This window comes from Megasphaera hexanoica, from assembly GCF_043520715.1.
GTDB classification, from domain to species: Bacteria; Bacillota; Negativicutes; order Veillonellales; family Megasphaeraceae; genus Megasphaera; species Megasphaera hexanoica.
In genome coordinates this window covers 44,616-66,465 of record NZ_CP171361.1, presented here as the reverse complement: position 1 = coordinate 66,465, position 21,850 = coordinate 44,616, and the positions used below count along the sequence as shown (strand labels likewise).

Below are 21,850 nucleotides of genomic sequence, written 5' to 3'. Positions count from 1 at the left end.
GTTCTTTGTTTTTGCAGATAGAGGGGTATATATCGTGTTTTTTCAGCAGCTTATTAATGGGTTGAATCTTGGCAGCGCCTATGCTGTCATTGCCATTGGCTATACGCTGGTTTTCGGGGTGTTGAATATCATCAATATGGCCCATGGCGAAATCTTCATGTTCGGCGCCTTTATCGGCCTGATGCTGGTAACGGCCGCCGGAGCCAATATATTCGTGGCTCTCATCGGTGCCATGCTGGGCGGTGCGGTCTTGGGATTTCTGCTGGAATACCTGGCACTGCGCCCCTTGCGCCGCCGCAAGGTAACGCACTTGGCACCGCTTATCAGTACGATCGGCGTATCGATTTTCCTGGAAAGTCTGGCCCTCAAGATCTGGGGGCCCCAGACACAGTCTTTTCCGCCTCAGTTTGAAGGGGCACTCATGGATGTCGGCCTCTTCAAGGTCTCCATGATCCAGATTGTCGGTTTCGGGACGGCTATCGTTCTGATGGTGCTGCTGACGCTCTTGTTGGATAAGACGAAAATCGGCAAGGCCGTCAAGGCGACGTCGGAAAATATCGAAACGGCAGGCCTTCTGGGCATTAACACCAGCCGCATCATTACCTTCACGGTCATGCTGGCTTCATCCCTGGGTGCGGCTGCCGGCGTCCTGGTCGGTCTTTCCTTCAATGCCATCGAACCGACTATGGGCATGACTATGGGCTTTAAAGGCCTGGCTGTTCTCATCATGGGTGGCCTGGGAAACATCCGTGGCGCCATGATGGGCGGCTTTATCCTGGGCATTGCCGAAGTATTCAGTGTCGCCTATGGCGCGTCGTCCTATCGCGATGCCGTCGCTTTCGGCATCATCATCCTCATCTTGTTCTTCCGGCCTGAAGGGCTCTTTTCCAAAGCCGGCAAAGGAGGCAGACCATAATGGATGAAATATTGAATGGGTATGTCCTGCAAGTCGTCGTGTTTTCCTGCATCAATATTATTTTGTCATTGTCTGTATACATGACATTATGTACAGGCCAGATGTCTCTGGGCAATGCCGGATTCATGAGCGTCGGTGCTTATACGTCAGCCATCCTGACCATGCAGGTCGGACTTCCTATGCCGGCTGCCATCGTTCTCGGTGGTATTATGGCCACTGCGGTTGCTCTCGTCGTCGGTATCCCGACGACAAGACTGCGCGGTATGTATCTGGCTATCGCTACATTGGGATTCGGTGAAGTCGTCCGCGTCCTGGCCTTGAATCTGAAAATCACCAATGGCGCCCTGGGCCTCTCGGGGATCCCTTCTATGGCCAATACCTTGGGTGACCTGGCCAGCGATTTCCTCGATGTCCTCGATATAGATAGCCAGACCGGCGGCCAGCTCCTCATGTGCCTCGTTCTGATAATTGTCGTTGTGGCGATCCTCTGGTTCTGGCACCGGCTGGAAGAATCCCGCATAGGCCGGGCCTTTGCTGCTATCAAAGCAGATGAACACGCAGCGGAACTTTCAGGCATCCCTATTGTATATTATAAGATGATGTCCTTTTTATTCAGCGCATTCTTTGCCGGTGTCGCCGGGGCACTCTTTGCCCATACGGCTAATTTCATCAGCCCGACCGATTTCTCCTGGCATAAAGTCGTCGATGCCTTATTGTACTGTGTATTCGGCGGCAGCAATGTCATGTGGGGCTCGCCTCTGGGCGCAGTCATCCTGACCGTGCTGCCGGAACTGCTGCGCGATCTGGCAGAATATCGGGATATGCTCTACGGCATCATGCTGGTGGGGCTCATGGCCTTCCGTCCCGATGGCATCTTGTCCTATGATGTCCTGAAAAAACTGCACCGCCGGCGGCCGGCCCGGGCTGTGCAGGAAACGGCGAAAGAAGGTGACCGGTAATGCTCCTGGAATTACAACATGTCGTCAAGCGATTTGGCGGGGTCACGGCGTCTTCCGATATTTCCTTTTCCGTGGAAGAAGGCCAGATTTACGGCATTATCGGACCCAATGGTGCCGGCAAGACGACCCTGTTCAATCTGATTACCGGCGTATATCAGGTATCGGAAGGAGATATCCTCTTTCAGGGAACGTCCATTGAAGGAAAGAAACCTCATGAAATCACCTCTCTGGGCATTGCCCGGACGTTCCAGAACATTCGCCTCTTTCCACAGATGACGGTCCTGGAAAACTGCCTCGTCGGTTGTCACACCCAGCTTCATTCCGGTATCTGGTCCAGTGTATTTCATACGAAAGGCCAGAGACAGGAAGAAAGGAAAGCACAGCGGCAGGCCATGGATTTCCTGAAGTTCGTCGGCCTCGATCAGGACGCCGATACGATTGCATCCAGCCTGCCTTATGGCAAGCAGCGCAAACTGGAAATAGCCCGGGCCATGTCTACTCATCCCAAACTGCTGCTCCTCGACGAACCGGCTGCCGGCATGAATGACAGCGAAACGGCGGCACTGGGGACACTCATCCGGGGACTGCGCGATACGTATCACGTGAGCATCCTGCTCATTGAACATGACATGAATCTTATGATGGATTTGTGCGACCGCCTGGTGGTCATTAATTTTGGCAAAAAATTGGCCGAAGGGACCCCGACGGAAATCCAGAATAATCCGGCTGTCATCGAAGCCTATCTGGGAAAGGAGGATGAAGAGTAATGCTCCTGGAATTACAAAACATCGTAGCCGGATATGGCAGCATCATGGCCCTCAAAGGCATCAGCCTGTCTGTACCGGAAGGCAGTATCGTTTCCCTTATCGGTGCCAATGGCGCCGGAAAATCGACGACCATGAAAACTATCATGGGATTGGTATCTCCCAGAGACGGGGAAATCCGTTTCAAAGGGGAACCCCTTGCCGGGACGAAACCCTATCAGGTCGTCCACGAAGGCATATCCCTGGTGCCGGAAGGCCGGCAGATCCTGCAGAACATGAGCGTCGAAGAAAATCTGTACCTTGGCGCCTACCAGCGCAGTGATAAAGAGGGTATTGCCGCAGACCTGAAAAAAGTCTATGACCGCTTTCCCCGGCTGGAAGAACGGAAAAAGCAGTTCGGCGGAACGCTGTCCGGTGGTGAACAGCAGATGCTGGCTATTGGCCGTGCCGTTATGGCCCGGCCGGAACTGCTCCTTCTGGACGAACCATCTATGGGACTGGCTCCCATCGTCGTACAGGAAATCTTTGACGTCATCAAAGATATCAATGGAAGCGGCACGACGATCCTCCTGGTTGAACAGAATGCCAAAAAGGCCCTGCAGATTGCCGATTACGCTTATGTCATGGAAACAGGGCATATCGTTCTGCAGGGAAAGGCATCGGAAGTAGCTGCCAATCCTCAGGTTACGGCGGCGTATCTGGGCGGCAAAAAATAATATCGGCTGTTTCACTGATGGCACTGCCCGGGAAGGGCAGATACTCCCTTCCAGCGCAAAAAGGCTGCCGCAAAATGACCTACAAGCTCATTTTGCGGCAGCCTTTCGTGTCTTATCGCAGACGCGTATTTATTTACCCAGTACGCCTTCGAGGAAGGCAGCCGTATCGGACAGATAATCGGCCTGGTAGCTTTCGATATCGCCCTTATCGCAGTGCGCGGCAAAGGCTGGATCGATCGGCAGTTTGGCCGTATGGCTGATGCCATACTTCTGAGCCGATTCATCGACGCGGCTCGGGCCGTAGATTTCTACTTTTTCATGGCAGTTCGGGCATTCGAAGTAGCTCATGTTTTCGATGAGGCCCAGGACGGGGATGTGCATCAGTTCAGACATCTTCAATGCCTTTTCGACGATGAGGGAAACCAGTTCCTGCGGGGAAGTGACGACGAGGATGCCATCGACGGGCAGGCTCTGGAATACGGTAAGGGGAACATCGCCCGTTCCCGGAGGCATATCGACGAACATGTAGTCGATGTCGCCCCAGAGCACGTCGGTCCAGAACTGTTTGACTGCTCCGGAAATGACCGGTCCTCTCCAGACGACGGGCGAGGCCGTATCTTCCAGAAGGACGTTCATGGACATGACTTCAATGCCGCCTTTGGTGACGACAGGATTGATGCCGGCTTCGCTGCCTGTAGCACGGTCGGTGATGCCGAATACTTTCGGAATGGAAGGGCCGGTAATATCGGCATCGAGGATTGCCGTTTTAAAGCCACGGCGGTGCATCTGTACGGCCATGAGCGACGTGACCAGGGATTTACCGACGCCGCCTTTGCCGCTGACGACGGCGATGACGTGTTTGACATGGGTGCCTTCATGAGGCTTTGCCAGAAGGCTCTGTGGTTCCGTACGGCTTTCACAGTTGCTGGCGCAGCTGGAACAGTCGTGATTACAGTTTTCACTCATTGTGTATCATTCTCCTTTTGTGGGATCGTATCCCGTTTTTCGCGGACAGCCCGGCAGAATGGATTGCAGCACGAACTGGCGCGTTCACAAACCTGGATTTTACCGCCCTGGATGAGCAGGCGTCTGCCGTATACCAGTGCCAAAGCTACTTTATGACGGGCCGATTCATAGATTCCCGTTACAGTCGTGCGGCCTACATCCATCTGTACAGCAGCCTGTTCCTGTGTCAGACCGACCAGATCCATGAGGCGGATGACTTCATATTCATCGACAGTCATTACGATAGTATCACAATCATTTTGCTTTCCGTCGGGAGTAAACGATTCCTGACGGGGCAGAGAACAGACACGGCGGCAGCGTTGGGGACGCGGCATAAATACTCCTCCTTTCACCATGACGATACAGGGCATGGGCTGTACCATGCCCTGTTCCTATTATACTGGTGATGATGACATATGTCAAAACATAGATATATTATAACAGATATAAAGAAATACGATGACGCAAAAAGCAGACCGCCGGAAAGACGGTCTGGCATAATCAGATAATATCGATATGACAGCGCTTCATGGCGCGCAGGGCTTCGGCGTGGCTTTCCGGTGTGACCCCGGCACAGCAGTCGCTCCGGACGGCGATTTCCTTTTCCGGGAAATAGGCTTTTAGGAGCATGGCATTGGAAATGACGCAGATATCCGTGCAGAGCCCCATGAGGACCAGGCGGTCATATGGTGCCGCTTCTTCGACGAGCTGGGTGCAGCCGAAAGTCGGTTTTTCCAGGACCGGTGCCATGAGCGTGTACGGCAGAAGGTCCCGGCAGATCTGCCAGCCGTGGGTATCGCGGATGCAATGGGGAACGGGGAGTTTACGTCCTTCCTGCGTATCCATATAGTCTTCACCATGTGTATCCTGGGTGAAGATGAAATCCGTCTGGTGAGTTTCGTCTTTTTTGGCAGCCTGAAGAAGGGCTTCGATGCGCGGTACGATGAGCGGTGCTTCTTTCGTACCCAGGGCCCCATCGATGAAATCATTCTGCATATCGATGATAATATAAGCTTGTTTCATGAATAGGACATCCTTTCTACTGCATTGTCTGACGCAGCTTCTGCACGTATGCCGGCACATCATCACAGGTCATGAGTCCGGTCATGACGCAGACGCCGGCGATGGGGATACCGGCCAGCTGTGGCAGCGTTTCCGGTGTTATACCGCCCAGAGCATAGACCGGAACGTGTACGGCACTGGTAATATTGCGCAGTTCCTGGAGGCCGATAGGCGGCTGGGCCGGCTTGCACGGCGTGGGCAGCACGTGGCTGGCGATGATGTAATGGGCTCCCAGTTCTTCGGCCAGACGGGCTTCTTCAGCGCTGTGTACAGAAACTCCCAGGCTGGTCATATAATAGGTAATCGCCGTGTGGGACTGCAAATAGTCCAGCGAACATTGGAAACGGGGGATGTGGAGTTTGACACCGACGCGGCCAAAGTAACTGAGGATACACTGTTTCTGATGCAGATTACAGAGCCGCTGCATTTTTTTGGCATAATTTGTGTATTCTTCTTCGTCGAGATTTTTTTCGCGCAAAATAATGCTGTCGATATCAGAAGCTGCTACTTGTTCCATATGATCCCAGTAATTTTGTTTGCATAGCGCACGGTTTGTTACAGCAATCAATTTCAACACAATATATCACCCTTGTCTTTTAACGTTATCTCAACTGTTAACAATATATATCATTATACATTTATTTCTCTTAACTATCAATAAATTCTCAGCTATATTATGACGATAAGGCATAAAAAAAGGAAAAAATCGTTGCTGAATTACGATAAATTAATGCATTTATGGAATAAACATCAATTCATACCAAAATGAAATACAAGGAATAAACTTTATTTTTTTGCATAATCATTATATAATAAGTATATATAATATGCGACAATATGCGACGGCAACATGAGTAAAGACGCATTACTTTTTCACCGGACCCCCTGGAGGACGGGTGATGGCGGATGGAAGGTGGCAGTATGTTAACAAATTCAGAATGGCTGGGAATCAACGAATTATCCCTGCTGATCCACGGTACGGATACGATCCGGGACATGCAGCGGTATTTTTTGGAGGCATTGCGGAATATCGTACCGTTTGAACGGGCCGCTTTTTTTCTGTTTCATGAGGAAACGGGCGGTCTTCTGGTGTTGCAGTCTCCTTTCTGTATCCACATGAATCCGGAGATTGTCAAGGCTTATGGCCGGTTGGTCAATACGAACGGCATTTGCCGCCGCGTCATCAGCCTGCGCCGCACCATGGCCTATCGCAGCAGTGATCTGGTCACGCCGGATGAAGAGGTGACAGACTCGGTGACAGAAGTCCGGAAATCATTTCTTCTCCCCAATGAAGTCAGCTTTTATAGCGGCATCGTCCTGGCCGATGATCGGAAACTGCTGGGAGAAGTCGTCCTCTACCGGACGGACCGGCAGCGGGATTTTACCGATAACGAAATGGAAATACTGGACCGGCTGAAAGATCATCTGGCTATCCGCTTGCGCAGGGAACGGAAGGAATGCCAGGTGCAGCAGCACGAAAAAGATCAGGAAGAAAGCCAACTGATAGCTATGGGGCTGACTCCCCGGGAAAGTGAGATTGCCAGCCTGGTCATGAAGCAGTATTCGACGGAAGATATCAGCCGTCATCTGGTCATCAGCCAGTGTACAACAAAAAAACATCTGCACAATATTTTTGCCAAGCTGGGCGTCAGCAGCCGCCTGCAGCTTATGGAAGCCATACGGACGTGGGAACGGGCCCGGGAATAAGTACATAGGGAATCAGCCTCTGCACGGTAGATATCGTGCAGAGTTTTTTTATGAATACAGATGAGTCTATTTTGACCAAATGTCTGTTCTTCACATCCAACAGATTGTCCAATATCCTGCGCAAGGAATTCTATTTTTGCACAGGAGCACAAAAGCCTGTCTATAAGCAGCTGACCGGCACACCTAAAGCCTCTTTCTGCATTGAAAACAAGTTTTCTCCCGTCATGTCCTTCAACGGGGATGTGGTTTTTGAGGAAAATCTGGAATACAAGGAAAGAGCCTTCCAAATCCTGCCCATGCTGAAAAAGATGTATCAGGAGCCGACTAATCCGTTGTTCAAGGTGTTTCACATCAATATCAAGAAGATACGGACGTTCAGCTATGCTGAAGGGCCGAAGGAGTATAGTTTGGAATGAGCTGTTTTTTAGGCAAGATAAGTTTTTAACATCCGTTGAACAGCCATTTCCAGCTTCATCTTGCCCTCGCTGAGACACCACTCGAAGATACAGCCCTTTACAATCGTGCAGATATCCGCGCTCATTTGGTGGATATCTGCTTTTTTTGGTATGCGGCCCTCCGCTTGTGCCGTGACAAGTTCCCGCTCACATCTGGCCATGACCGTTCCAGCGGCAAACTTCCCGTCTTTTTCTCCCATATAGGTGTGGAGTGCCTGATTGTCCGGCGTGTAAAAACTACGCATAAAAGCTATGCCAAGGTTCATGTACTTCCGGATAAGGAGCATATATAATTCTGTTATGCGTCCGGCAATATCGGAAGTTGGAGCCGTAAGTTCGACTGTCTCGAAGGAGAGCCCTCGCACAAAGTGCATCATCAGGTCATCCTTATTACGGAAGTGATAATAAAATGTTCCCGTGGCAATATCCGCTTTCTCGCAGACACGTCGCACCGTGATACAGTCCGCGCCTTGTTCCTCGATAATGGCTATGGCCGCAGCTATGATTTTTTCCTTATTTTCTTCGGGATTGTCCTTTTTAGGAGGACGACCACATTTTTTCATGTCGCTTACCTTCTTCAAAATTATTTTTAGAACACGCTCTATTTCCATTGACATTATATACTGCCCTGTGTATAATTGCAATATCGAACAAGTTCTATATATTGCTAAGGAGGCACGGAAAATGAAAATCGAATTATGGTCGGACTACGCCTGTCCCTTCTGCTATATCGGTGAGAAGCGGCTGGAAAAGGCCTTGGCGGAAATTGACGGCGGAGATAAAGTGGAAATCGAATTCAAGAGCTTTGAACTTGACCCTTATGCCAGCCGGGAGGTCGTTTCCTCTACGGTGGATCGTTTTGCTGCGAAGTATCATCTGAGCAAAGAGGAGGCAGCAGAGCGTATTGAAGCCATCTCCCGCATGGGCAGGAGTGAGGGAATCGACTTTCGCTACGTCTCTACACGTTACACCAACACCTTTGACTCCCTGCGTCTCACGAAATATGCCCAGGAAAAAGGGAAAACAGGAATTATCACGAAGTTATTTGATGCTTACTTCACCAAGAATCTGAAACTCAGCGACCATGATGTGCTGACACAAATCGCAGGCGAATGTGGCTTGGACAAGGACGAAGTGACTGCAGTGTTGTCCGGCGACCGATACGCCGATGAGGTACGCGCCGATGAGCAGGAAGCAATGGAGCACGGCATTCACGGCGTACCCTATTTCCTTATCAACGGCAAGTACACGGCATCAGGTGCACAACCGACGGCCATGCTGAAAAAAGCCATCGAAAAGATACTGGCTGAGGAAACGTCAGCGGCAACATCATTAGATGGCATGGTCTGCGGGGCGGATGGCTGCCATTTTGTGCAGTAAGGCGGGGGAGCATCATGATTTTATCGTTGCCCGTGACAGGCGTTTTTAACACCAATGCCTACTTTTATATTGATGATGCCACAGGACACGGCTTTTTGCTCGACCCCGGCGCAGAAGCAGATACTCTTTTAGCTGTTATTCGACAAAGAGGATTCGTCATCGAAAAAATTCTGCTCACCCATGGACATTTCGACCACATGGGTGCCGCAGCGCAAATCCAGGATGCACTGTCCATCCCTATCTGTATGCACGAGAGAGGGCGGGAATATACAGAGAATCCTCGTTGGAATCTCTCGGAAGGTTGCGGGCTATATATCAAACTGGATGATGTGAGCTATTTGCCGGACGGGAGCAGGATTGCCCTCGAAAGGAATCCTGTATTTTCTTTGACCATGCACTACGTTCCCGGTCATACTACGGACAGCGTATTCTATTATAGCGCCAAGGACAATGTGGCCTTCGTGGGTGATTCCATTTTCAAGAACAGTTTCGGGCTGACACATTTTCCCGGTGGGGATGAGCAAACATTGATGCAGAGTATCACACAGCGTATACTGAAACTGCCGCAGGAAACCGTCTTGCTGTCCGGACATACGGAACCGACTACGGTGGGGGCAGAACGGGAACGCTCGTGGTATGCGCCATTTGTCAACTACCCGCGACTGAAGTCGCGAGCTTGAGGGAATCTTTCGATACCTCAATTTGCTTAGATAGGCCAGGCTTACTGCATTCGCAATCTTGCGAGGTACAGCAGAGGTCCGGGAATTACCAAAGCCATTAGCGTCCGCAAGTTGCCAAACGGACAAGATAGGTTTGCATCAATGCATGGATACGAACTTTGCTTTGGCTCGCGCTAGGATGTTTTTGGCCGCATTCACGTCGCGAATGTGGTGTATCCCACATTTCGGGCAGATCCACTCGCGGTCCTTGAGCGTCAGTTTCTCTTTGCCGCTCATGATATGGCCACAAGCGTGGCAGGTTTGCGTCGTATTCCGCGGGTCGACGGTGACGAAGTTCTTGCCGTACAGTGCTACCTTATAAGTCAGCATACTAAGGAACATCCGCCAGCCATTGTCTTGGATGCTCATAGCCAGGGCATGGTTCTTCAGCAAGTTCCGGCTTCGCAGTTCTTCTGCTGCGACCAGATCGTGGTTCTTGATCAGTGTCGCGGAAGTGCGGTGCAGGAAATCTCTGCGGCGTTGCATGACTTGTGCCGTGAGCCTGGCGATGAGCAAGCGCTGTTTCTCGACGTTCATCTGATCTGGGTGACGAAGTATCGGAACCCAGCCTTCACGACACCGGAGCTCGTGCAGGAGATGAAGGATATCTTGCTGCGCATCGCGCAGCTGAACGATGTGACTGTCGAAGAGCTGGAAGTTATGCCAGAGCATGTGCACATGCTCATCAGCTTCAAGCCAAAGTATACGCCGACAAACATCGTCAAGGCACTCAAAGGCGGCAGTGCCAGACTGTTCCTCAAAAAACATCCCGAGATCAAGCACGATAAATTCTGGGGCGGTCATATCTGGTCACGCAGCTACTATATGAGCACACTTGGCAACATGAGCAAGGAAGTAGTCGCAAAATACATCCAGAATCAGTATTCCAAGTGACTACCGTTGCGGCCATTCCTCTCCTGACTGAAGTGAGAAGATTCCTGGCCGCATTTTAATTGAAGAATCCGTATTGGCTAATGGAACAAATGGAAAAATGACAGAACTTGTCCAATTTAGGGGGGCAAAATCCCAACCGAGGGGGTGCAAATGCACCCCCTTCTCTTTTTCTCGAAGCCTTGTCCCGTGCGGTTTCCGAGGAATACTTGCTTAACGATAGGCGGTGGGGGGGCATCGTTAATAGAGTATAGGGGGTGCATCGTTATTTTGTATCAAAAAGACCTTCACACCGGACTTCCTCACGAAGGAGGTGGTGAAGAATACGGGGCAAGTCCCCAGCTACTTCGTGAAGCAGAGCCATCCCGCCATCATCGAACCTGCTACCTTTGAGATGGTGCAGTCGGAGGCAGCGCGGCGCAAGCGGGAGGGAGGCAGATACAGCGGCGTGAGCATTTTCTCCGGGAAAATCAAATGCGGCGAATGCGGCGGCTTCTTCGGAGCCAAGGTCTGGCATAGCACCGACAAGTACCGCAGGGTCATCTACCGTTGCAACAACAAGTACGACGGGCATAAATGCCAAACGCCCCATGGGTAATATGCCGGTGGCATATTACCGAGGAGGAAATCAAGGCGGCCTTCGTCACGGCATTCAACAAACTGGTGACGGAGCGCGAGGAGGTCATCGCCAATGCCCGGCTCGTGCAAAAGACGCTCTGCGCCACGGAAGAACTTGAGCAGGAAAAGTCTGCACTCGCCGAGGAACTTGCCGTGGTGGTGAAGATGGTCGAGGAGTGCGTCGCCGAGAACGCCCGCATCGCTCAAAATCAAGCGGAGTATCAAAAACGCTACAACAGGTTGGTGGCAAGGTACGATGCCGCCAAGCGGCGGTTCGACGAGGTGATGGAAACAATCGCCGAGCGGTCAGCCAAGGCAGAGCGGCTGGCGGGGTTCGCCAAGACGCTCGAAGGACAGGGCGAACCGCTTACCGAGTTCGACGAGCGGCTGTGGGGGAGCATGGTGGAGTGCGTGACGGTGAGGGCGGACGGCGGGCTGTCCGTGGTGTTCCGGGATGGGACGAGGGTGTGATGCGCGATGGATGGTGCGGTGCGAAAAAATTTTCGTGCTATGCAGGAATCTGATGATTCGTGTCGAAAACCACCGCGGATAGAATATATGTCGATGCCGACGGCTGGCTATAGGCAACGCCGAAAACCATCCAAGCGATGCTCTGCACCATCGGGAAACTAGGGTGGGAGAAGTCGGCTCTCGCCGAGGAGCTTGCCGTGGTGGTGAAGATGTTGGAGGAGTGCGTCGCCGAGAACGCCCGCATCGCACAGAACCAAGCGGAGTACCAGAAACGCTACAACGGACTGGTGGTGCGGTACGATACCGCCAAGCAGTGGTTTGACGAGGTGACGGAGGCCATCGCCGCGCGGTCGGTCAAGGCAGAGCGTCTGGCTGGTTTCATCAAGACGTTTGAGGGGCAGACCGCACCGCTCTGGGATTTCGACGAGTAGCTGTGGGGCAGCATGGTGGATTATGTAACGGTGGACGCAGATGGCGGTATGCCCGTGGTGTTCCGCGATGGGATGACGATACATAAATGACAAATATGAATCCAATATCTTGAATGATGCTTGGCGGGGCTTTTTTTGTCCTGCCAAATTTTTTCTGAAGGGGATTGACAGCAGTATGGGGTAGTGCTATTATATGTATATGCAAATGAGAGAGGAGGACGGCAAGGTGAAAGCAGACGAGACTATCTTGAGAAAATGCCTGTTCTTTACTGCCAATCGGCTGGCGAATGTGCTTCGGCGTATTGTAAATGAAGTGTATGCCACGACCGGTATTGCCGCTCCCTATGTTTATGTGCTGATTGTGGTGAACCAATATCCGGGCATCACGATTTCCGAACTCAGCGAGAAGCTGGATATTGCGCCGTCCACCTGCACCCGCTTTGTCAATGCTCTCGTAGGGCAAGGCATACTGCAAAAGGAGCAGGAATGGAAAACCGTTCATGTCAGCCTGACGGAACTTGGCAAAGAGAAAACAGAAGGCATCGACGAGAGTTTGCATCAGCTGAGAGACAGGGCAGTCGCCGCCATCGGTGAAGCAGAATATCGCCAGCTTTCTGCGGCCATGAGCCAAGCGGCGGACAAATTGGATCATGCGTAATTTTATATGTTTCATCTGTATATACATACTACAAGGAGGATTTGGCTATGAACAAAGAAGAATTCATGAAGTATTTGCCGGTGGATGCCTACGGTATCATGTCAACCGTGCGGGAGGACGGAATGCCGGAAGCGCGGTGCATCGAGTTCCAGTTCGAGGAGGACGGGAAATTTTACTTCGCCACGGCCAGCAACAAGGAAGTCTATCGGCAGCTCGTCAACCATCCCCAGACGGCCTACACCTACATGGAGCCCTCCGGCAAGTTCACGGTACGCATCACGGGCGTGATGAAATTTGTCGCCGCTGAGGACAAAGAGGAGCGTCGCCGCATTTGGGACAGGCTCGATGAGATTGTCCATAAAATCCATAAGACCGTCGATAGCCCCACGCTTGTCCTGATGTATATGGACGAATGCACCTGCAAGCTCGCTCATGGGCTTGGTACGCCGAAATCCGTGGAAATGTAACGCCATAGAGAAAACAAGCCAGCGGAGGAATGACCATGAACACTTACGAAGTCATCAAAACGAGACGTTGCACCCGCAAATTCAAGGCGGAAGCCGTCCCAGACGACAAGCTCGAAAAAATACTGGATGCCGGGCGCGCCGCCCCCTGCGGCGGCAACAGTCAGACCACGCATTTTCTGGTCATCCGCAGTCCCAAGGTGCTGAAGGAACTGGCGGAACTTGTGTGCCGGACCTTTTCCGCTATGGAAGTGAAGCCTGGTATGTATAAGTCCATGCAGGCGGTCATCAAGGCGGCGCAAAAAGGAAATTTCGCCTTTCATTACAATGCCCCCGTTCTTATCGTGACGGCCAACAAAATCGGCTACGGCAACGCCATGGCGGACTGCGCTTGTGCCATAGAAAACATGATGCTTATGTCCAACGAGCTTGACCTCGGCAGCTGCTATATCAACCAGCTCCATTGGCTGGACGAAAATGCCGCTGTCCGCGACTATCTGATGAAACTTGGCCTTGCGGAAGATGAAACCGTCTGCGCCTCGATGGTGGTGGGCTTGCCCGACACGGCAGACGGACTCCCGCAGCGCACCGAGCGGAAAATCACCGGCAATCCCGTAAGTTATGTCGATTGAGACGGCAGAAAGCGTGAACAGCATGAAAGAAAATCCCGTACCCATGCGAAAAACACAGGCTCCCGGGTTCTTCCGCACCATGGTGGGCGATTATGAGGTGACGGCGCTGTTTGATTCATCCGTCCGATACGATGCGTCTATGTTCAGCGGCTTTACTTCATTTACTCACGAGGAACTTTCCGAAATGCTTCGCCGTGATTTTGTCCCGCTCATGGCAGATGGAATGTCGGAAGGGACGCTGAGCGTATTCTTGGTGAATACCGGAAACCATCTGATTTTGATTGATGCGGGCATAGGCGAAACGGAATCGCCGGTATTTCTTGACACGAAAGGGCACTTGACGGAGAATCTGGTCGCGGCGGGCTATGCGGCTTCCGATGTCGATGTAGTCTTGCCGACGCATCTTCATTTTGACCATATCAACGGGATTATGGAGAGCGGGGAAATGGTTTTCCCAAACGCAACAATTTATCTGGCAGAACAGGAAAAAATTTTTTGGCTCGACACCCCCATGGAAAACTTCCCGGAGGCCATGTTACCCTTTGTCAAAATGGCAAGAGATGCGCTCCTTCCCTATCGCCGCTCAGGACGCATAGTGTCCTATGCTTCGGGCAGTGAGGTGTTTCCGAACGTAAAATCCGTTCCGCTCTTCGGGCATACTCCCGGACACACCGGATTTGAGTTTTCATCACGGGGACAAAACTTTCTGGCCTTCGGAGATTTCGTGCATATCAAATCGGTGCAACTTCCCCACCCGGAAGTGGGCGATATATTTGATACGGATGCCGAAACAGCCGCCCAAATGCGCCTGTCGATATTGCCGCAAATAGCCGAACGCAGGATTTTAGTTGCCGGAGCGCACTTCCCCTTTCCGGGCTTGGGATATATCAAAAAAGAAGCAACAGGATATCGTTGGATTCCCATCGAATTTCGTCCCATTCGTAATTGACAGAGAAAATTATTACACAGAAAGGAATGGAATGACGCTATGAACCCGAACACCATTTTGACCATGAACGCCCAAAAGCCGAATTTCTCTGCCGAGGAGGTGCTGAATGTCCTGAAGTACCGCTATGCGACCAAGAAATTCGATCCGAACGCCAAAATTTCCAAGGAAACCTTCGATGCCATCTTGGAGGCTGCGCGGCTGGCGCCGACCTCGATGGGCTTTGAGCCGTGGAAGATGATTGTGCTTCAAGATGCCGAACTTCGCCAGAAGATTAAGCCCTTTGCGTGGGGCGCGCAAAATCCCTTGGACAATGCCAGCCACTTCATCGTATTCATTGCCAACAAGAAAAATGACGTGACCTTCGGCTCGGCTTACCTTGACCATGTGTTGAAGGAAATTCATCAGATTCCCGACAAGGTATATGAGTTTTTCAGAGAAGCCTACACGAATTTTTCCACCAAGGACTTCAACACCATGGAATCAGAACGCGCCGCCTTTGACTGGTCTGCCAAACAAGCGTATATCGTCATGGCCAACATGATGACGGCGGCGGCTTTCTTCGGGGTGGATTCCTGCGCCATCGAGGGCTTTCAGCCGAAAGAACTTGACCGTATCTTGGGCGCAGAGGAAAAGCTCTACGACACCGAGCATTACAGCGCAGCCGTTACTCTTGCCCTTGGCTATCGGAACGAAACGCCCCATCGTGACAAGACCCGCCGTCCGCTGACGGAATCGGTTATTTGGAAATAAAATTGAGGAGGACAATCCCATGAAAAATTACAGCACGACGAAGGTCAAAGACAACGAAAAACGCATTGAATTGCATGATACATTAGGACTTACCGGGGCGGAAATCAGCATCAATGAGCTGGCCGCAGGGAAGAAAGTACCCTTTGCCCACTACCACAAGCAAAACGAGGAAATCTATGCGATTTTGTCCGGCCGGGGCAAGGCCGTTGTCGATGGGGAGGAGATACAACTGGAGAAAGGCGACTGGCTTCGCATTTCCCCGGCGGGAAAGCGGCAGTTTTTTGCAGCGGCAGATGAACCTCTTTCCTATGTTTGCATCCAAGTGAAAGCCGGTTCCTTGGAAGAATATACGGCTACCGATGGAGTTGTGGCAGAATAATAGCCGTAGAAAGGCGGGGAACATAAATATGTTGAGAGAATCCATAGAGGTGGGCGGCATTGCCCTGAAAAATCGCCTGGTCATGGCACCGGTGGATTTGGAGAAATCCGACCACGGCACGGTGACGGAGGAACAGCTCAAATATTACGATGAGCGGACAAAGGGCGGCTGCTTCGGGCTTGTTGTCATCGAACACAGTTTTGTTCAGCCGAACGGGAGAGCTTCCGAGAATCAGCTTTCCTCTGCAAAAGACGAGGATATAGCGGGGCTCACGAAACTGGCAAGCCTCATTCACGGGAACGGATGCAAAACTGTTCTGCAAATTTCCCATGCCGGGGCAGTGTCGCCGTTGGCTCAGGTAACGGAAGGAATCAGCCCCAGCGGACTTGTAAGTCCCAAGAAAGCTATGGTGGGCGGCGCGATGGCTCCGACACACGCCATGTCGCAAGAAGAAATCGACGGCTTGATAGAGAATTTTGCGGCGGCAGCACGTCGGGCAAAAGTTGCCGGCTTCGATGGCGTGGAGATTCACGCCGCACACGGTTATTTGCTCAATCAATTTTATTCGCCGCTAATGAATCAACGCACGGACGCTTACACAATCAAAACACTTGATGGACGGCTGAAACTTCATTTGCAGGTAATTGCGGCTGTACGCAAGGTGTTGGGGCGCGATCTTATTTTGGGAATGCGCTTCGGCGCCTCAGACTACATGGACGGCGGCAGTACGATTGAGGACGGCGTTCAGGCTGCAAAAATATTGGAGAGCGCGGGACTTTCCTACCTCAGCATTTCCGGTGGACACTGCGGCTCGAGTCCGAGCAACAAAAAAGGCGTCGGCTACTTTGGCGACTCCTCCGAGGCAATCAAACAGCAAACGACCCTGCCCATCATCCTTACCGGCGGTGTCAAAACAAAAGAAGATGCCGAATCCCTGCTCCAAGCGGGAAAAGCTGATATGATCGGCGTAGCAAGAGCCGTCATCGGGAATCCGGACTGGGCGAGAAATGCCATGAGTGAATGAAGCGAGGGGAGATAAAATGCCTGTTTTTCATGTTCACATAGGAGCGAACCAATTCACTGGGGAGGAGAAACGTAATCTTGCCGATGCCTTGAATCTTGCTCTTCACGAGGCTATGGAAACCCCGATGGATGACCGTTTTATCATCATCAGCGAGCATAAAGAAGATGAATTTTTTATCACGGATACTTTTCCCGATATGCAGCGCACCGGCAAGCGCATAGTCGTGAACGTGGCCTTTGGCGACACCAGAACACTGGAACAAAAGCGGAAACTTGCCGAACTTGTCACTCGCTACGCCAAGGAAAAAGTCGGCATCGGCCCGGACGATGTAAGCATGATGATGTATCCCCTGCCGATTGAAAATATGTCTTTCGGTCGCGGCAAACTCAGTACCGATATCGGGCTTGCCATGCCATGGGTCAAGAAAGAGGAAAATTCGGGAGGGGAGATTATGGCTGCAAACCAGATAGAAGACCGCTTGGCCATTCGGCAAAATTTTGATAAGCATTGGGTATCTGTGGACAACAAAGATTATGAAGTTTTGCGTACCGTCTTTTCGAACGATGCCGTTCTTGAGATGTTTTTGGACGGCAAACAGGCCATACATGGAAGCATTGACGAAGAATTTCCGCTTTTTTGCGGCTTTTTCGATGCCTGCGAGTTTACTTTCGGTTTTACCGGTCAGCAGCTCATTACGAAACTGTCCGATGATACCGCCGAAACCTATGAATATGTTATGCTCAACATGGCAAAAAAATTGCAGGGTATATCGGAAGTCACCATGAACGCCCTGAAATGCAAATGTGATTACCGCAAGGAAAATGGCGAGTGGAAAAAAACGAAATGGTCGGCAACCGTGCAATTCACGACAAAGATACCACTGCAAAGCACTTGGGCCACTTGGCTATAAACATCTATTGCCATTACAAAACCATTCGACATATGAACTGGGGGTGCAAAATCCTCGACGAGGGGGTGCAAATGCACCCCCTTCTCTTTTTGCCGAAGCCTTGTCCCGTGCGACTTTGCGGCGATACTCGCTTAACGATAGGCAGGGGGGTGCAAGGGGGTGCATCGTTAGATTGTATCAGAATAATTGGTAAAGGGGAACTCCTCATCACTATCATGAGCAGCCTGGCACAGGAAGAAAGCCGGAGCATTTCGGAAAACGTCACCTGGGGTCATCGGAAGCGGTTCGCTGACGGCAAGGATCTACCGATGCAACGATAAGTTCAAAAGCCATTGCAAGACACCACATCTGACAGAGGATGATATCAAGGAAGCCTTCGTCCGGGCCGCCAATCAGCTCATCGAAAACAAAGCGGACGTACTTGACAGCATCACCTTGCTGAAGGAACGGCTCACTGACATAGAAGCAATGGAAGAGGAACGGGACAAGCTCAGCACGGATTTGAACCTGCTGGCCGACAAGGTACAGCAGCTCATAGCCGAGAACGCCAGGGTCGCGCAGAACCAGGATGATTATGACCGGAATTACAACGAACTGGTCAGCCGGTATGAAGCGGTGAAGACGCAGTACGACAAGACCTGTGAAGCTATCCAGTATCGCAAGGCCCGGAGCCGCCAGATGGACAGCTTCATCAAGGAGCTTCGGGAGCAGGAACTCATCAAGGGGTTCGATGCCCGGCTGTGGGGCAGCCTGGTGGACTTCATCACGGTGTACAGCAAAGACGATATCCGGGTGACCTTCAAGGACGGGACGGAAATCAGAGCATAAAAAAGTCAGGGCAGTTTGCCAACTGAATGGCAGCTGCCCTGACTTTTTTATATTGCTTTTAACTGGGCGCGCAGTCTGGCTTCCGCTTTGTGATAAATGGTATCCAGAATATCCGCGTCATCTAAGCCCATGATATTAGCTCCTTGTTGTAGATTCCTTTTGTTCCTGTATACTATGATGGCGCAGATTTGTAGGGAAAAGAGTGAACCTGCCTATGCATACGGGGGTGTTCAAAATCCCTGCTATCGTTCGATTGTATCAAATACAGACACCTTTGAGATACAGCGCGCAGCCCGGGGAGGATGAAAGTGGCAGGAAAACGAGGCGGAGAGAGTGTGCGTGGAGTATAAAAGGAGTACGGGAGGAGTATAAAAGGAGTATGTTTTATCCGATGTACTCCTAAAATACTATTATAAATACGCCGCGTGATGCATATATTTTTTTGCCTTTTACCGATATAATTAAGATAACAAAAAGACAATTGACGATTCCGGAAAAGTCATACAGCCAGTTGATTTCTGTACTTAGGGAAGGAGATTATATCATGTCAAGAGGAACGGCTACGACGTATATGCATACGGGGACAGGAGAAATGTGCTATGAAATGAACAAGGCACTGACCGTACCGGAAACATTTCCTATTTATTTGTCATCGGCCTATATATTTGATTCTATTGAACCGATGGATAAAATCTGTGATGAAGGGGCACCGGGCTACGCCTATTTCCGTTTGGGAAACCCTAATTCTGATGCGGCATCGCGTATTCTGGCAGCGGGCGATGGAACGGAAACGGGCCTGGTCTTTTCTTCCGGCATGGCGGCTATCACCACATCGCTTCTGGCCGTGCTCAGACCGGGAGACCATGTACTGGCTTCTCCTGTGCTGTACGGGGAAACGTTCTATTTCTTAAAACATGAACTTTCCAAGTGGGGCGTCGAAACGACGTTCATCGATTTCGATACACAGAAACCGGAAGACTACATCAAGCCCAATACGAAAGTTATTTACGGGGAAACCATTGCCAATCCGCTCATGTCCGTCCCGGATCTGGGGCATCTGGCAGACGTGGCCCATGACAACGGCGCCTTGCTCTTTATCGACAACACTTTTGCTACGTCCATCGTGGCCAAGCCGGCAAAATTCGGCGCCGACCTCGTTTTGTACAGCGCGACGAAATACCTGGGCGGCCATGACGATATCGTAGGCGGCGCGGCGCTGGGATCGAAAAAACTGATCGATACGATCCGCTTCTATCTCGGCCTGTACGGCGGCAATCTGGGTGCGACGGAATCGTGGCTCCTGGCACGCAGTCTGCGGACACTGCCGCTGCGCGTCCAGAAGATGAGCCAGAACGGCCTGGCTCTGGCAAAGTTCTTTGAACACCATCCGAAAGTAGAAAAAGTCTATTATCCGGGCCTGGATTCGTCTCCCAGCAAGGCTTTGGCAGACAAGCAGTTTGAAGGCAATGGATACGGCGGCATGCTCAGCGTCAATTTCAAAGGCGGAATGGAACTGATCGACAAACTCATTGCCAATCTGAAACTGGTCCATTTCGTACCGACTCTGGCCGGTACGTGCACGACTCTGACCTATCCGCCGAAAGCATCCCACCGTGACCTTTCGGCCGATGAACTGGCGGCAATTGGCATCACGTACGGCCAGATCCGCCTGTCTTCCGGACTGGAAGACACAGACGATTTGCTGAACGATTTCGATCAGGCTCTGGAAAAATTATAAGTTCTGTTTTGTGGTACGGCATCCGGCCCGGACGGGCTGCGGGACTGAAGGGCCGGGTGCGGCTTATAAGGAGGTATGTATGATGAGTGGCAATTCTTCTCCCGGTAATGGCAGTATCAAGATTCTCGATATTTTTATCCTCGGTTTTGCTTTCTTCGCTACCTACTTTGGGGCAGGCAACCTGATTTTCCCGCCCCAGCTGGGCCTCAATAGCGGGTCTGCCGTATTTGCCGGCCTGTCGGGCCTGACGCTTTCCGGTATTTTCCTTCCTATTTTTACGTTGGTTGTCATTGGTCTGAACGGCGATGTCCATGCTATCACCGATCACGTCGGCAAGTATACGTACAATGTCCTGCTGGCGGCGCTGATGTTTGTGTGCACCTTCGTTTCCATTCCCCGGACCTGTGCTACGGCTATCCAGCTCGGCGTACAGGGCAATGTGCCGGGGGCGCCGTTCATTCCACTGGTCATCATATATTTCATCATATGTTTCTTCTTTGTCAAAGATAAGAATAACGTCATGGACCGCATGGGCCGGTATCTGACGCCGCTTCTGGCACTCATCCTGGTCGTCGTTTCCATCATGGGTATCGTCCATCCTCTGGGAACGCCGATTGAACCACAGGTAGCCAAACCGTTCGTCAATGCCTTCCTGGGTGGATATAATACAGGCGATGTCCTGGTCAGCTTTATCATGGCAGCCGTATTCATCAGCTCTATCAAGGGCAAAGGCTACACGACCATTGCCCAGCGCAATAAAGTCCTCATTTATTGCGGCATCGTCGCCTTCGTCCTGCTCCTCATCATTTACGGGTCGCTGTTGTATATGGGCGCCTGTGTCAGCGGTGACTATCCGCAGTCTATCGGCCGGGCAGAACTGCTCGTCGCCATCATCCAGCGCGTCGGCACGTGGGTCATGGTCCCCATGGGTATCGCCGTCGTACTGGCCTGCCTGACTACGGCTATCGGCCAGGTAGCGGCTGTTGCGGAATTTACCAGCACCATGACCGGCAAAGTCAGTTATAAGAAAGTTGCTATCGTATGCAGCATCCTTTCGGCTCTTACGGCTCTCCTTGGCGTCGATGGCATCGTCACCTACGTCGGCTGGATTTTCGGCGTATGCTATCCGCCGTGCCTGGCACTGCTTGTCCTGGGCGTATTGGTCAAAGTCGTGCCGAATGACGGGGCCTACAAGGGATCGGTATATCTGGTTACTATTTATGCGCTGATAGAATCACTGCCGGGCCTGTCCGGTCTTGGCTTTGCCAAAGCTATCGTGGCAGCAACGCCGCTTTCGACCTTTGGCTTCGGCTGGATTACGCCGTTTATCATCGGCTTTGTCGCAGGAGCTTTGATTTATAAAGCGACGGGACATGGTAAAGCCGCTGTAAGGACAGTGGGAGAATAAGTAATATGAAGAGGGG

29 protein-coding genes are annotated in these 21,850 nt (G+C 51.5%); 23 read left to right on the top strand and 6 right to left on the bottom strand.

Annotated features, from left to right (window positions below; all coding sequences use genetic code 11):
• Window positions 1-34: 34 nt before the first annotated feature.
• From ACGTIC_RS00330 to ACGTIC_RS00315, 4 genes are read left to right on the top strand one after another with little or no spacing between them, the layout of a single operon-like run.
• Complete coding sequence (locus ACGTIC_RS00330; protein ID WP_113856410.1) at window positions 35-916, top strand: branched-chain amino acid ABC transporter permease; 882 nt, start codon at window positions 35-37, stop codon at window positions 914-916.
• Window positions 916-1,875, top strand: coding sequence for a branched-chain amino acid ABC transporter permease (locus tag ACGTIC_RS00325; RefSeq protein WP_113856409.1), 960 nt, complete (start codon window positions 916-918; stop codon window positions 1,873-1,875). The genes ACGTIC_RS00330 and ACGTIC_RS00325 overlap by 1 nt, the downstream gene beginning before the upstream one ends.
• Window positions 1,875-2,642 (top strand): ABC transporter ATP-binding protein, encoded by a 768-nt coding sequence (locus ACGTIC_RS00320; protein ID WP_059076507.1) that lies wholly within the window; start codon window positions 1,875-1,877, stop codon window positions 2,640-2,642. Before ACGTIC_RS00325 ends, ACGTIC_RS00320 begins: the two co-directional genes overlap by 1 nt.
• The gene (locus ACGTIC_RS00315; RefSeq protein ID WP_059076508.1) at window positions 2,642-3,355 is read left to right on the top strand and encodes an ABC transporter ATP-binding protein; all 714 of its coding nucleotides are present in this window, start codon (window positions 2,642-2,644) and stop codon (window positions 3,353-3,355) included. Before ACGTIC_RS00320 ends, ACGTIC_RS00315 begins: the two co-directional genes overlap by 1 nt.
• 129 nt (window positions 3,356-3,484) lie before the next feature.
• On the opposite strand, the gene ACGTIC_RS00310 is transcribed toward ACGTIC_RS00315, so the two are convergent.
• The 4 genes from ACGTIC_RS00310 to ACGTIC_RS00295 form a co-directional block, all read right to left on the bottom strand.
• The gene (locus ACGTIC_RS00310; RefSeq protein ID WP_059076509.1) at window positions 3,485-4,321 is read right to left on the bottom strand and encodes an Mrp/NBP35 family ATP-binding protein; all 837 of its coding nucleotides are present in this window, start codon (window positions 4,319-4,321) and stop codon (window positions 3,485-3,487) included.
• Window positions 4,318-4,695, bottom strand: coding sequence for a DUF134 domain-containing protein (locus tag ACGTIC_RS00305; protein ID WP_113856408.1), 378 nt, complete (start codon window positions 4,693-4,695; stop codon window positions 4,318-4,320). The genes ACGTIC_RS00310 and ACGTIC_RS00305 overlap by 4 nt, the downstream gene beginning before the upstream one ends.
• A gap of 166 nt (window positions 4,696-4,861) precedes the next feature.
• Complete coding sequence (locus ACGTIC_RS00300) at window positions 4,862-5,383, bottom strand: cysteine hydrolase family protein (RefSeq protein WP_059076511.1); 522 nt, start codon at window positions 5,381-5,383, stop codon at window positions 4,862-4,864.
• A gap of 16 nt (window positions 5,384-5,399) precedes the next feature.
• Window positions 5,400-5,999, bottom strand: a complete 600-nt coding sequence (locus ACGTIC_RS00295; RefSeq protein WP_113856407.1) for a thiamine phosphate synthase — start codon at window positions 5,997-5,999, stop codon at window positions 5,400-5,402.
• Between the two features lie 344 nt (window positions 6,000-6,343).
• Between ACGTIC_RS00295 and ACGTIC_RS00290 the strand changes: the two genes are divergently transcribed.
• Together ACGTIC_RS00290 and ACGTIC_RS00285 are read left to right on the top strand one after the other, a co-directional pair.
• On the top strand, window positions 6,344-7,129 hold the full coding sequence (locus tag ACGTIC_RS00290; RefSeq protein ID WP_162816296.1) for a LuxR C-terminal-related transcriptional regulator: 786 nt from the start codon (window positions 6,344-6,346) through the stop codon (window positions 7,127-7,129).
• 50 nt (window positions 7,130-7,179) lie between these two features.
• Window positions 7,180-7,545, top strand: a complete 366-nt coding sequence (locus tag ACGTIC_RS00285; RefSeq protein WP_113856405.1) for a pyridoxamine 5-phosphate oxidase — start codon at window positions 7,180-7,182, stop codon at window positions 7,543-7,545.
• An 8-nt stretch (window positions 7,546-7,553) separates the two neighbouring features.
• On the opposite strand, the gene ACGTIC_RS00280 is transcribed toward ACGTIC_RS00285, so the two are convergent.
• Window positions 7,554-8,201, bottom strand: a complete 648-nt coding sequence (locus ACGTIC_RS00280) for a TetR/AcrR family transcriptional regulator (RefSeq protein WP_257536571.1) — start codon at window positions 8,199-8,201, stop codon at window positions 7,554-7,556.
• On the opposite strand from ACGTIC_RS00280, the gene ACGTIC_RS00275 reads away from it, so the two are divergent.
• Together ACGTIC_RS00275 and ACGTIC_RS00270 are read left to right on the top strand one after the other, a co-directional pair.
• Entirely contained in the window at window positions 8,086-8,964 is an 879-nt protein-coding gene (locus ACGTIC_RS00275; protein WP_307788720.1) for a DsbA family oxidoreductase, read from the top strand. The genes ACGTIC_RS00280 and ACGTIC_RS00275 overlap by 116 nt on opposite strands.
• Before the next feature lie 14 nt (window positions 8,965-8,978).
• A complete protein-coding gene (locus ACGTIC_RS00270; RefSeq protein WP_113856402.1) occupies window positions 8,979-9,644 on the top strand; it encodes an MBL fold metallo-hydrolase in 666 nt (221 codons plus the stop codon).
• 138 nt (window positions 9,645-9,782) lie between these two features.
• On the opposite strand, the gene ACGTIC_RS00265 is transcribed toward ACGTIC_RS00270, so the two are convergent.
• Window positions 9,783-10,220: an RNA-guided endonuclease TnpB family protein gene (locus ACGTIC_RS00265; RefSeq protein WP_257536569.1), complete on the bottom strand. Its 438-nt coding sequence runs from the start codon at window positions 10,218-10,220 to the stop codon at window positions 9,783-9,785.
• On the opposite strand from ACGTIC_RS00265, the gene tnpA reads away from it, so the two are divergent.
• From tnpA to ACGTIC_RS00190, 15 genes are all read left to right on the top strand, one after another.
• Window positions 10,164-10,577: an IS200/IS605 family transposase gene (gene tnpA / locus ACGTIC_RS00260; RefSeq protein ID WP_113856401.1), complete on the top strand. Its 414-nt coding sequence runs from the start codon at window positions 10,164-10,166 to the stop codon at window positions 10,575-10,577. The genes ACGTIC_RS00265 and tnpA overlap by 57 nt on opposite strands.
• Before the next feature lie 313 nt (window positions 10,578-10,890).
• Window positions 10,891-11,172, top strand: a complete 282-nt coding sequence (locus ACGTIC_RS00255) for a recombinase zinc beta ribbon domain-containing protein (RefSeq protein ID WP_113856400.1) — start codon at window positions 10,891-10,893, stop codon at window positions 11,170-11,172.
• Window positions 11,151-11,663, top strand: coding sequence for a recombinase (locus ACGTIC_RS00250; RefSeq protein WP_113856399.1), 513 nt, complete (start codon window positions 11,151-11,153; stop codon window positions 11,661-11,663). The genes ACGTIC_RS00255 and ACGTIC_RS00250 overlap by 22 nt, the downstream gene beginning before the upstream one ends.
• 200 nt (window positions 11,664-11,863) lie before the next feature.
• The gene (locus ACGTIC_RS00245) at window positions 11,864-12,094 is read left to right on the top strand and encodes a hypothetical protein (protein WP_155274721.1); all 231 of its coding nucleotides are present in this window, start codon (window positions 11,864-11,866) and stop codon (window positions 12,092-12,094) included.
• A gap of 226 nt (window positions 12,095-12,320) precedes the next feature.
• Window positions 12,321-12,752, top strand: coding sequence for a MarR family winged helix-turn-helix transcriptional regulator (locus tag ACGTIC_RS00240; RefSeq protein WP_014016591.1), 432 nt, complete (start codon window positions 12,321-12,323; stop codon window positions 12,750-12,752).
• 47 nt (window positions 12,753-12,799) lie between these two features.
• A complete protein-coding gene (locus tag ACGTIC_RS00235; RefSeq protein WP_014016592.1) occupies window positions 12,800-13,219 on the top strand; it encodes a pyridoxamine 5'-phosphate oxidase family protein in 420 nt (139 codons plus the stop codon).
• 35 nt (window positions 13,220-13,254) lie between these two features.
• Window positions 13,255-13,848, top strand: a complete 594-nt coding sequence (locus ACGTIC_RS00230; RefSeq protein WP_014016593.1) for a nitroreductase — start codon at window positions 13,255-13,257, stop codon at window positions 13,846-13,848.
• 22 nt (window positions 13,849-13,870) lie between these two features.
• Entirely contained in the window at window positions 13,871-14,797 is a 927-nt protein-coding gene (locus tag ACGTIC_RS00225; protein ID WP_230579054.1) for an MBL fold metallo-hydrolase, read from the top strand.
• Between the two features lie 39 nt (window positions 14,798-14,836).
• Complete coding sequence (locus tag ACGTIC_RS00220; protein ID WP_014016595.1) at window positions 14,837-15,547, top strand: NAD(P)H-dependent oxidoreductase; 711 nt, start codon at window positions 14,837-14,839, stop codon at window positions 15,545-15,547.
• Window positions 15,548-15,566: 19 nt separating this feature from the next.
• A complete protein-coding gene (locus ACGTIC_RS00215) occupies window positions 15,567-15,926 on the top strand; it encodes a cupin domain-containing protein (protein ID WP_014016596.1) in 360 nt (119 codons plus the stop codon).
• Window positions 15,927-15,954: 28 nt separating this feature from the next.
• Window positions 15,955-16,950, top strand: coding sequence for an NADH:flavin oxidoreductase (locus ACGTIC_RS00210; protein WP_014016597.1), 996 nt, complete (start codon window positions 15,955-15,957; stop codon window positions 16,948-16,950).
• A 16-nt stretch (window positions 16,951-16,966) separates the two neighbouring features.
• Window positions 16,967-17,860 carry a tautomerase family protein gene (locus ACGTIC_RS00205; protein ID WP_014016598.1) on the top strand — a complete coding sequence of 298 codons (894 nt, stop codon included), beginning with the start codon at window positions 16,967-16,969 and terminating at the stop codon, window positions 17,858-17,860.
• A gap of 435 nt (window positions 17,861-18,295) precedes the next feature.
• Window positions 18,296-18,688 (top strand): hypothetical protein, encoded by a 393-nt coding sequence (locus tag ACGTIC_RS00200; protein ID WP_257536568.1) that lies wholly within the window; start codon window positions 18,296-18,298, stop codon window positions 18,686-18,688.
• 544 nt (window positions 18,689-19,232) lie between these two features.
• Window positions 19,233-20,426, top strand: a complete 1,194-nt coding sequence (locus tag ACGTIC_RS00195; protein WP_059076518.1) for a PLP-dependent aspartate aminotransferase family protein — start codon at window positions 19,233-19,235, stop codon at window positions 20,424-20,426.
• A 79-nt stretch (window positions 20,427-20,505) separates the two neighbouring features.
• Window positions 20,506-21,834 (top strand): branched-chain amino acid transport system II carrier protein, encoded by a 1,329-nt coding sequence (locus ACGTIC_RS00190; protein ID WP_257536567.1) that lies wholly within the window; start codon window positions 20,506-20,508, stop codon window positions 21,832-21,834.
• Window positions 21,835-21,850: the final 16 nt, after the last annotated feature.

Coding starts and splice junctions, on each gene's coding strand:
- ACGTIC_RS00265 (WP_257536569.1), bottom strand. CDS start 10,220: ATGAACGTCGAGAAACAGCGCTTGCTCATCGCCAGGCTCACGGCACAA.
- ACGTIC_RS00325 (WP_113856409.1), top strand. CDS start 916: ATGGATGAAATATTGAATGGGTATGTCCTGCAAGTCGTCGTGTTTTCC.
- ACGTIC_RS00215 (WP_014016596.1), top strand. CDS start 15,567: ATGAAAAATTACAGCACGACGAAGGTCAAAGACAACGAAAAACGCATT.
- ACGTIC_RS00205 (WP_014016598.1), top strand. CDS start 16,967: ATGCCTGTTTTTCATGTTCACATAGGAGCGAACCAATTCACTGGGGAG.
- ACGTIC_RS00235 (WP_014016592.1), top strand. CDS start 12,800: ATGAACAAAGAAGAATTCATGAAGTATTTGCCGGTGGATGCCTACGGT.
- ACGTIC_RS00285 (WP_113856405.1), top strand. CDS start 7,180: ATGAATACAGATGAGTCTATTTTGACCAAATGTCTGTTCTTCACATCC.
- ACGTIC_RS00275 (WP_307788720.1), top strand. CDS start 8,086: ATGATTTTTTCCTTATTTTCTTCGGGATTGTCCTTTTTAGGAGGACGA.
- ACGTIC_RS00305 (WP_113856408.1), bottom strand. CDS start 4,695: ATGCCGCGTCCCCAACGCTGCCGCCGTGTCTGTTCTCTGCCCCGTCAG.
- ACGTIC_RS00310 (WP_059076509.1), bottom strand. CDS start 4,321: ATGAGTGAAAACTGTAATCACGACTGTTCCAGCTGCGCCAGCAACTGT.
- ACGTIC_RS00280 (WP_257536571.1), bottom strand. CDS start 8,201: ATGTCAATGGAAATAGAGCGTGTTCTAAAAATAATTTTGAAGAAGGTA.
- ACGTIC_RS00290 (WP_162816296.1), top strand. CDS start 6,344: ATGTTAACAAATTCAGAATGGCTGGGAATCAACGAATTATCCCTGCTG.
- ACGTIC_RS00300 (WP_059076511.1), bottom strand. CDS start 5,383: ATGAAACAAGCTTATATTATCATCGATATGCAGAATGATTTCATCGAT.
- ACGTIC_RS00210 (WP_014016597.1), top strand. CDS start 15,955: ATGTTGAGAGAATCCATAGAGGTGGGCGGCATTGCCCTGAAAAATCGC.
- ACGTIC_RS00320 (WP_059076507.1), top strand. CDS start 1,875: ATGCTCCTGGAATTACAACATGTCGTCAAGCGATTTGGCGGGGTCACG.
- ACGTIC_RS00225 (WP_230579054.1), top strand. CDS start 13,871: ATGAAAGAAAATCCCGTACCCATGCGAAAAACACAGGCTCCCGGGTTC.
- ACGTIC_RS00220 (WP_014016595.1), top strand. CDS start 14,837: ATGAACCCGAACACCATTTTGACCATGAACGCCCAAAAGCCGAATTTC.
- ACGTIC_RS00250 (WP_113856399.1), top strand. CDS start 11,151: ATGCCAAACGCCCCATGGGTAATATGCCGGTGGCATATTACCGAGGAG.
- ACGTIC_RS00195 (WP_059076518.1), top strand. CDS start 19,233: ATGTCAAGAGGAACGGCTACGACGTATATGCATACGGGGACAGGAGAA.
- ACGTIC_RS00270 (WP_113856402.1), top strand. CDS start 8,979: ATGATTTTATCGTTGCCCGTGACAGGCGTTTTTAACACCAATGCCTAC.
- ACGTIC_RS00315 (WP_059076508.1), top strand. CDS start 2,642: ATGCTCCTGGAATTACAAAACATCGTAGCCGGATATGGCAGCATCATG.
- ACGTIC_RS00190 (WP_257536567.1), top strand. CDS start 20,506: ATGATGAGTGGCAATTCTTCTCCCGGTAATGGCAGTATCAAGATTCTC.
- ACGTIC_RS00230 (WP_014016593.1), top strand. CDS start 13,255: ATGAACACTTACGAAGTCATCAAAACGAGACGTTGCACCCGCAAATTC.